The organism is Sporosarcina sp. P2, from assembly GCF_002743255.1.
Taxonomy (GTDB): Bacteria; Bacillota; Bacilli; order Bacillales_A; family Planococcaceae; genus Sporosarcina.
In genome coordinates, this window is sequence record NZ_PDYY01000026.1 from 1 (window position 1) to 5,408 (window position 5,408).

Sequence of the window (5,408 nt, forward strand, 5' to 3'; positions counted from 1 at the left end):
GTCGCATTTCGCGATACGGAAGGAAAAGTAGGTCTAGTTGATGAGCGCTGTCCGCACCGTGGGACTTCACTATATTATGGAATTAATGACGACTGTGGCCTAAGGTGTATGTATCATGGCTGGAAGTTCAATACAGATGGGGAGTGCACGGAGATTCCGTCAGAGCCAACGGATGGGAAATTCAGAGAATCCGTTCAATTAAAAAGCTATCCGACAAGAGAAGTAAGTGGCGTTATTTGGACATACATGGGGCCGAGTGAATCGGAGCCGGCTTTCCCTGACTTTTATTGGATGGGTCTTCCGCGGGAAAACAATTTAGTTGAACGGGTATGGCAGGAATGCAACTATGCACAAGCGATGGAAAATGACCTGGACTTTGTTCATGCTGCGTTCTTACATAAAGCGCATGCGACACAAGAAGTGGAAGATGGAATTTTGAGCAGTGATTTGGGAATTGATCCGAATCATCCACTTGTTAAAAATCCTCCGGTGAAACAATCTGTTCAAGATACGAACTTTGGGAAACGCTGCATCGCGGTGGGCATTGGAACAGAGGAACAGAATGCCTTTATGGAAATCCATTATATCTTCCCATTCTACACGTACCCACCACGCTTCGGCGGTGAAGATGGGATGTGGCATGCCTTTGTTCCGCGAGATGATCATAGTACGTGGACATGGGATGTACAGTTTGCTCATGATCGAGCGATTGACGTGGAAGCACAACACGCTCGCCGCGGACTGAAATTGGATGAGGACTTGAGAAAAGTCGTCAACGCAGATGTTGAATATAATCAAGACCGCGACTTACAAAAAACTGGGAACTTCACAGGTATCCGTGGGATTGCGAACCAAGACCATGCGGCAACTGAAACCATGGGAACAATCGTAGACCGAACACGCGAGAAATTAGGAACGAGCGACCTACCAATTATTCATATGCGCCGGATCTTATTACAACAAGCGAAAGCGTTCCAAGAGGGGCAAGAGCCGTTAGTATTGGAAAATCAATCATTAAAAACACTGTATAGTGAAGGGCTTTATGATGACAAAGAGAAAAAGTGGCAGGAAGCATTTCCACTAAAAGAACAATTTGAAAAGAAAAAACAACCAGTTGAGCTATGACAGAGACTTAGCAAAGCACAAATAATTTTAGGCTTATCAAGCCCGCTGATGAGGAGTGTAAACAATGACGAAATATACGATTGTTGATCAAGACACTTGCATAGCCTGTGGAGCATGTAGTGGAGTCGCACCTGAAATATATGATCATACCGATGATGGTATATCCTACGTGACAATAGATCAAAATGAGGGAATGGTAGAAGTGCCAGCGGAGTTGCATGATGATTTAGAAGATGCATATGAGGGATGCCCAAGCGATTCAATCAAAATCTCAGATGAACCATTCCATGGAAATGCACTGAAATTTAGCGAAGCTATGTAATGTTAATAGATCTAAACGAGTAAGAAATAGAAGATGCACTAAAGAAATGCTTCATTTTAAAGCGAGCGACAAGTGCTAGAAACATATAGTTTCTAGACTTATTGATAGACAATAATGGACGGAGTGGGTTAGATGAACGTGGAAGATGAAGTTTTCGATATTACGATTATTGGGGGAGGACCAGTTGGGTTATTTACAGCATTTTATGCTGGTCTCCGTCAAGCGCGAGTAAAGGTTATTGAAAGCTTACCACAACTTGGCGGTCAACTTTCTGCGCTATATCCTGAAAAGTATATTTATGATGTAGCAGGTTTTCCAAAGATTACCGGTCAAAAGTTAATTGACAACTTAACGGAGCAAATGAATCAGTTCAATCCAGTGGTTGCTTTGGATGAGGGGGTTGAAAAATTAGAAAAACAGCTTGATGGTATTTTTAAGATAACAACAAATAGCGCAGAACACTTCTCAAAAACTATTATTATAACAGCAGGAAATGGTGCATTTAATCCAAGAAAGCTTGGATTAGAAACAGCTGATAAATTTGAAGGAAAGAATCTGCATTACTTCGTTAGTGATATGCAGAAGTTCGCCGGAAAGAAAGTTCAGTTGTTCGGAGGGGGAGATTCAGCAGTTGATTGGGCACTTATGCTTGAACCAATAGCTGATGAGGTAACACTCATCCATAGACGTGATAAATTTCGTGCACATGAACATAGCGTAGAATTGCTTAAAAACTCCAAAGTGAAAGTTATGACTCCTTATGTACCGCTGGAGTTTATTGGAGAAGATCATATTGAACATGTCATTCTTGAGCATGTGAAAGGTGAAGGGACAAAGAGTACTGAAGTTGATGATGTAATCGTAAACTATGGCTTTATTTCCTCTCTTGGTTCAATAAAAGATTGGGGACTGGAAATCGAGAAGAATAGCATAGTTGTTAATTCGAAAATGGAGACAAATATTGCCGGGATTTATGCGGCTGGAGATATTTGTACATATGGAGGGAAAGTAAAGCTTATTGCAACTGGTTTTGGTGAAGCACCTACAGCAGTTAGTAATGCAAAAGTTTATATTGATCCTAGCTCAAAAGTACAAGCACCGCACAGCACAAGTGTAATGGGTGAGAGTGAAGATAAGATAGTTTCTGTTTCACTTTAATTGAAGCAATGAGAAAAAATTAATCGAAACGAGATACATCTCGATTTGATTAATTTTTTTGAGTGTAATTCTACTTACAAATCAAGCATTTATACAAGGTGTTGGGTTTTTAAGTTAACCAAAGGAGAGAGCCATTGATGATTACTAAAATAGAACATATAGCTATTGTTGTGAAAGACATGGAAGAATCTATTGCATTTTACTCGAAGGTATTTGGTTGTAAAGTACGTTTAAGAGGAGAAAATTCAAGTCGGGAAATGGCGTTTTTATATGTGAAATCACATCCAGATACAGAAATAGAATTAATCAGAGACATTGATACGGTAGGACAATACAATCAAAGTGGAATCGTTAATCATCTTGCTTTTACAGTTGAAGATATTGATAAGTCTATTAAATATTTCAAGGAGCATGGGATTATTTTCAATTCTAATGAACCTCAACCGACGCTTGAAGGTGGACGCATGATTTTATTTAATGGACCAAATGACGAGCTTCTCCAATTGGTAGAACGCTTAAAGGCATAACTAACGGTAATAATAGATTATAAATTATGAATGAAGAAATGATCTCTACATTTTAAGTACTGTTTGACGTTAGCTGGCTTTGTGGAGTTTAGAAGGTTTCGAGATAAATTATAGTAGGTAGTTAATTCTTTTTTATAATGAGCGGCAGGTATGTCTAGATTTATTATAGATTTAGTGTGAATGTGTCTAGAATCCTAGTATCGATTTTTAGTATCGTCATGACGGTACCGAAAATCATTTCGTGATGAAAAACACTTTTTTAGTTATATTAATGCAATTTAATTTTGTGTACTAATAGAACAGAATACTATATATTTTCCAACCTAATGGGTAGTAGTTTAAATATTCCAAATGCTTTAATATGATAATAGATAAAATACCTAAAGCCAACTTTTAATTAATTTTGGGTTGAGGGTAAAAGGTAGGATTTTATTCGATATAACTCATTTTTCGAGTCTATAGATTAGTTAAGTATTGATATCTCCCAAATAGATCATCTAGATTACTTATAGGGAAATTCAAATATTGTAACGTAAAACAATAAGTTATAGGGAGGTAGAAATTATGATTAAGCAATTACAAAGCCAAAATAAAAATCGGTTTGATCAGGTGTTAACAGAAGTTCGTGCTCGACGTGATGAATTTGAAAAGAAGCGACATGTACCAAAGGATATGATTGCGCAACTGAAAAAAATGGGTGTTTATCGCGCTCATACGCCTCAGTGTTTTGGTGGAGATGGTAGTTCGCCAATGGAATTCCTTAAGTTAATTGAAAGTATCTCTGAAGCTGACGGTTCAGCTGGATGGGTAGCGAGCTTTGGATCTGCTGCTGTATACCTTGCAGCTCTGCCAGAAGAAACTCTTGCAAAACTTTACGCAAATGGTCCGGATGTGGCCTTCGCGGGTGGTTTGTTTCCAGTTCAGCCTGCGAAGAGAGTAAGTGGTGGATGGATTGTTAACGGTCTTTGGAAGTTTGCAAGTGGATGTAAGGGAGCAGACATTCTTGGTGTCGGTATTGGTACAGGTGAAGGTGGTAAACCATTAACTGCTGTTCTAAAACCTGAAGATGTAGAAATTATTGAAAACTGGGAAGTTATCGGGATGCGTGGCACGGGGAGTCATGATCTGCTCGTGAAAGATGTCTTCGTTCCTGATGAATGGACGTTTGTACGTGGGGGTACTCCTACAATTGAAGAACCAATCTCGCAATACCCATCGATTGCCTATGCAGCACAGGTGCTGGCAGTGGTCAATCTTGGAGTGGCACGCGCTGCGCTAAATGAAATTTCTTTGATGGCAGGTCGTTCTGGTATCACAGGTGCACCTAAAATGGCTGATCGGGCTTATGTACGGATTTCTGTTGCAAAAGCGGAAGCCAAGCTTAGATCGGCGCGAGCCTTTTTCTATGAAACTACCGAATCTGCTTGGGAATCAATCCTTAAAGGTGAAGGTGTCTCAGCTGATCAAACAAGTATGCTACGTCTAGCGGCGGCACAAGCTGCGCGAGAGGGTGCAAGCGCTGTACAAACTGCTTACTTACTTGCAGGTACTTCGGCCATTTATGACGGACATCCGTTGCAACGACATCTACGAGATGCAATGGTTGTTACCCAACACGCGTTCCTCAATGAAAGTATGTACGATGGAGCGGGATCGGTACTTTTGGGTGTGCAACCAATAAAGGGATTCATTTAATAGAGGTACTCAACATATAAAACCATCTGTTAGATAAATTGATAATCCGTGGAGTCGTACTTTAAAAGGAATGTGTGAAGATTATTGGTTAATATAACAAAAATAAGATAGAAGTTATGGGTAGACTTCAATGATACTTATGCTAATCGATTTATCTCACGAAATGAAAACGCTATCATCTGTATAATCATGTGTAAATGGAATACTCAAGAAGTAGTTGTGAACAGTATTTATTGAATAAATAAATTATGTCCGAACGGAGAATCTATTATTATATTAGGGGGAATTTGAATGTTAACACCAGAAGATAATCAGTTACTGACTCAGACCGATGCAGGCACACCGATGGGCGATGTATTTAGGAGATATTGGATTCCAGCCCTTCAAACAGAAGAGTTGATTAGTGATGGAAAGCCGCAACGCGTGAAGTTGTTGGGGGAGGACCTAGTCGCATTTCGCGATACGGAAGGAAAAGTAGGTCTAGTTGATGAGCGCTGTCCGCACCGTGGGACTTCACTATATTATGGAATTAATGACGACTGTGGCCTAAGGTGTATGTATCATGGCTGGAAGTTCAATAC

The 5,408-nt window shown here is 39.8% G+C and carries 7 protein-coding genes; 6 read left to right on the forward strand and 1 reads right to left on the reverse strand.

The window, feature by feature from the left end; all coding sequences use genetic code 11:
* Positions 1-1,125, forward strand: a 1,125-nt coding sequence (locus tag CSV67_RS16335; protein ID WP_099632645.1) for a Rieske 2Fe-2S domain-containing protein, incomplete at its 5' end; no start/stop codon positions are given.
* On the opposite strand, the gene CSV67_RS17170 is transcribed toward CSV67_RS16335, so the two are convergent.
* On the reverse strand, positions 1,041-1,241 hold the full coding sequence (locus CSV67_RS17170; RefSeq protein WP_143560724.1) for a hypothetical protein: 201 nt from the start codon (positions 1,239-1,241) through the stop codon (positions 1,041-1,043). The two genes, CSV67_RS16335 and CSV67_RS17170, sit on opposite strands and share 85 nt — an antisense overlap.
* On the opposite strand from CSV67_RS17170, the gene CSV67_RS16340 reads away from it, so the two are divergent.
* From CSV67_RS16340 to CSV67_RS16360, 5 genes are all read left to right on the forward strand, one after another.
* Positions 1,190-1,447: a ferredoxin gene (locus tag CSV67_RS16340; RefSeq protein ID WP_099632646.1), complete on the forward strand. Its 258-nt coding sequence runs from the start codon at positions 1,190-1,192 to the stop codon at positions 1,445-1,447. The two genes, CSV67_RS17170 and CSV67_RS16340, sit on opposite strands and share 52 nt — an antisense overlap.
* Positions 1,448-1,579: 132 nt before the next feature.
* On the forward strand, positions 1,580-2,605 hold the full coding sequence (locus tag CSV67_RS16345) for an NAD(P)/FAD-dependent oxidoreductase (protein WP_099632647.1): 1,026 nt from the start codon (positions 1,580-1,582) through the stop codon (positions 2,603-2,605).
* A 137-nt stretch (positions 2,606-2,742) separates the two neighbouring features.
* Complete coding sequence (locus tag CSV67_RS16350) at positions 2,743-3,132, forward strand: VOC family protein (protein WP_099632648.1); 390 nt, start codon at positions 2,743-2,745, stop codon at positions 3,130-3,132.
* Between the two features lie 564 nt (positions 3,133-3,696).
* Positions 3,697-4,827 carry an acyl-CoA dehydrogenase family protein gene (locus CSV67_RS16355; RefSeq protein WP_099632649.1) on the forward strand — a complete coding sequence of 377 codons (1,131 nt, stop codon included), beginning with the start codon at positions 3,697-3,699 and terminating at the stop codon, positions 4,825-4,827.
* Positions 4,828-5,118: 291 nt separating this feature from the next.
* Positions 5,119-5,408 (forward strand): Rieske 2Fe-2S domain-containing protein (locus CSV67_RS16360; RefSeq protein WP_143560722.1); only part of this gene is annotated, 290 nt, incomplete at its 3' end.